We start from the raw sequence: 2561 nt of genomic DNA on the forward strand, positions 1-2561 counted from the left end.
GCGTCAGGTACGGCGCCGGGTCGCGCAGGTAGTCGGCGAGCCCGATCTGCATCGGCGTGTTCACCGTGAACACGTTGAACTGGTGGACCTTGCGGAATTCCGCGGTCAGCGCGGCAGGCGCCGCGACGAATCCATGTATCTCGCGCCGCTCGACGCGATCGTCGCCGGTGCGCCGACCCAGGCCGAGCACTGGCTCGCCCGCTATCGCGACGCGTGGGCCGGCGATGCGACGCGGATCTACGACGAGGCCGAAATCTGATCGTGCCGCGCCGGGCCGCTCACGCGCAGCACGCGAGCAGCGGTTCGTGCGCGAACTCGAGGTCCGGCGCCGGCGCATGGCCTCGCCGTCGCGCCCGCACCGCGTAGGCGAGCGTCTCGAGAAGCTGCGTGGTATCGGCGAACGACAGGCACGCATCGGTGATGCTCTGGCCGTAGCGCAGCGGCATGCCGGGCACGAGATCCTGGCGCCCTTCGATCAGGTTCGACTCGATCAGCACGCCGACGATGCGCGTGTCGCCAGCTGCAATCTGCGCGGCGACGGCCGTGCCGACACCCAGTTGGTTGCGGAACTGGCGGCGGCTGTTGCCGTGGCTGACATCGATCATCACGCGCGGTGCGCATTGCGCGGCCGCCATGCGCTCGCATGCGGCATTCACGGCGGCCGCGTCGAAATTCGGCTCGCGCCCGCCGCGCAGCACGACGTGCGTATGCGGATTGCCGGGCGAGGCCGTCGCGCATAGCCGGCCGCCCGTATCGACCGACAGGAAGCGATGCGGCCGTGCGGCCGCGCACATCGCATCGACGGCCACCTGGACGTTGCCGTCGGTGCCGTTCTTGAAGCCGATCGGGATCGGCAGCGACGACGCCAGCTCGCGATGCACCTGCGATTCCACGGTGCGTGCGCCGATCGCCCCCCAGGCGACCAGGTCGGCCAGATAGCGCGGCGACAGCGGATCGAGGAACTCGGTCGCCGCCGGCATCTCCGCCCCGTTGATGTCGCACAGCAGCGCGCGGGCCGTGTGCAGCCCCGCGTCGATCCGTTCGCTGCCGTCCAGCAGCGGATCGTTGATGAGCCCCTTCCAGCCGACCGTCGTGCGCGGCTTCTCGAAGTACACGCGCATCACGATTTCCAGTTCGTCCGCGAAACGCGCGCGTTGCAGCGCGAGCCGCGCCGCATAGTCGCGCGCCGCGGCCGGGTCGTGCACCGAGCACGGGCCGGCGATGACCACGAGACGGTCGTCGGTGCCGTTCAACACGTCGACGATCGCTCGGCGAGCCATTTGAACCGTGCGCGACGCGCGCAATGCCGGTTGTAGCGCGCCGGCCAGATCCGCGGGGGACGGCAAATGCAGCACGGCGTCACGGTTCGTCGTCCAGGTATTCGCATGCATGGGGACTGCCCTCCTGTCGATAATTCGGTGGATTTTTTACTACAGCGCGACTGTATTGAATGGCTCTTTCCATGCGCAACTAACATATTTACCAGTTTCTAATTCATAACCTTATGAATTGCAGAAATAAGCAAGTCGTCCGGAATTGAAGTATCGGCCTTGCCTGTTTTTGAGATGCCAGGCGGGCTTGAAATTCGATTTTCAACGAAGCATTCAGGCGCAATTATCCGCGCTGAAATCGCGGAGCGAGAGGCTTCCGCGATGGTTCGCTATTCGTTCTGATAGTGGCGCCTCGATAGGTGTTAGATTAATTTTTCGACTCCCGATAGGCCAATCGGGATCAAATAAATAAATCAACCCAGTCATTGCGGAGAATCACCATGTCGAAACGCCATTACGAAACGCCCATTCACGTCAAGTATCGCGATACGGATTCGATGGGGCATGTGAGCAGTCCCGTCTATTACGACTATCTGCAGCATTCGTACCTCAGCTACATGTTCGATCTCCTCGGCCTGCCGCGGAGCGAGAAGCTGCCGCACATCATGGTGAAGACGCAGTGCGAGTACCTCGCACCGGCGCAATTCGGCGACAACCTGACGATCCGGTCGAGCATCGTGCGCTTCGGCAGCAAGAGCTTCGATCTCGAACACCTGATGGAGCGCGACGACCAGACCATCGTTGCGCGCGGCATGTCGACGCACGTGATGTTCGATTACGCGAACAACACGACGCAGGCCGTGCCCGACGAGTTCAAGGCACGCGTGCTCGAATTCCAGGGTTCGCTGTGATGCGCGCGCGCCATTTCGGGAGCGACACGTGAGCGCCGTGGTGGCGCGCGCCCGGCGCCGGATCGGTGCGATCGTCGAGCGTCGCGACGATCGCGCGATCGTCATCGTCCGGCATGCCGCGCAGGCGTTGCTCGAGCCGGCCGCGCTCGAGCGGCACCGTGCGCTCGTCGATCGTCACGAGGATGAACTCGAGGTGCTGCTGCAGCCATGCGGGGGCGCGCACGATGGCGTGCGGCCGCTGCTCGGGCGCTTGCGGGATGCCGGTGTGACCGTCGCGCTCGATGCGGCGACGCTCGCTCATGACGCGTCGCTGCTCGAGTTCGCGAGCTGGGTCACGCAGTGCGCGACGCCGGGCGACACGGCGGAACCGTGCGACGAG

The 2561-nt window shown here is 64.9% G+C and carries 3 protein-coding genes and 1 pseudogene; 2 read left to right on the top strand and 2 right to left on the bottom strand.

The annotated features are described in order from the left end of the window. Together G3N93_RS37995 and G3N93_RS38000 are read right to left on the bottom strand one after the other, a co-directional pair. Positions 1–133: pseudogene (locus G3N93_RS37995) on the bottom strand (methionine aminotransferase); the annotation flags it as partial. A 145-nt stretch (positions 134–278) separates the two neighbouring features. After that, positions 279–1391 (bottom strand): 3-deoxy-7-phosphoheptulonate synthase, encoded by a 1113-nt coding sequence (locus G3N93_RS38000; protein WP_206135324.1) that lies wholly within the window; start codon positions 1389–1391, stop codon positions 279–281. 380 nt (positions 1392–1771) lie between these two features. On the opposite strand from G3N93_RS38000, the gene G3N93_RS38005 reads away from it, so the two are divergent. Together G3N93_RS38005 and G3N93_RS38010 are read left to right on the top strand one after the other, a co-directional pair. After that, positions 1772–2182: a thioesterase family protein gene (locus tag G3N93_RS38005; protein ID WP_039354887.1), complete on the top strand. Its 411-nt coding sequence runs from the start codon at positions 1772–1774 to the stop codon at positions 2180–2182. Positions 2183–2210: 28 nt separating this feature from the next. Next, positions 2211–2561: hypothetical protein (locus tag G3N93_RS38010; protein ID WP_206135325.1), on the top strand; the 351-nt coding region annotated here is incomplete at its 3' end.

Origin of the sequence: Burkholderia sp. Se-20378, assembly GCF_017104665.1 — a bacterium.
GTDB classification, from domain to species: domain Bacteria; phylum Pseudomonadota; class Gammaproteobacteria; order Burkholderiales; family Burkholderiaceae; genus Burkholderia; species Burkholderia lata.

Excerpts from the sequence above, each read along its gene's own strand:
- G3N93_RS38000 (WP_206135324.1), bottom strand. The coding sequence starts at position 1,391 with ATGCATGCGAATACCTGGACGACGAACCGTGACGCCGTGCTGCATTTG.
- G3N93_RS38005 (WP_039354887.1), top strand. The coding sequence starts at position 1,772 with ATGTCGAAACGCCATTACGAAACGCCCATTCACGTCAAGTATCGCGAT.